Origin of the sequence: Halomonas sp. ND22Bw (assembly GCF_003011945.1) — a bacterium.
GTDB classification, from domain to species: domain Bacteria; phylum Pseudomonadota; class Gammaproteobacteria; order Pseudomonadales; family Halomonadaceae; genus Halomonas; species Halomonas halophila.
On the sequence record NZ_PXWD01000454.1, the window covers coordinates 1 to 333 of the forward strand.

Annotated in this window: 1 protein-coding gene; it reads right to left on the minus strand. The window is 61.9% G+C overall.

All coding sequences use genetic code 11. The annotated features are described in order from the left end of the window. A partial coding sequence (locus CVH10_RS18905) for a DNA methyltransferase (RefSeq protein WP_219924834.1) occupies nt 1-333 on the minus strand: 333 nt, incomplete at both ends.

The window sequence follows — 333 nt, forward strand, 5'->3', positions numbered from 1 at the left end:
GTAGTGCTGTTGCAGATAGCCGATCCACAGCACCAGTTCGGCGATGGCGGCGGCGCGGACGTTCAGTTCGATGCCCAGGAACTGGTGCGGATCAACGGTCTCGAAGCCGATGGTCTCTGACTGACCCATTTCGGCGAGAGCTTCCAGCACATCGCCTTCCAGCCGCTTCATCAATTCCAGAGAGACATAGAGGAAATTGCCCGTTCCGCACGCCGGGTCCAGCACACGGGTGGTGCAGAGTTGGTGGTGGAAGGCGCGGAGGATGGCGACGGCCTGTTTCAGATCGCCGCGTTCTCGGGCGTCTCCCGCCTTCAACTGCGCATCGGCCCAGTC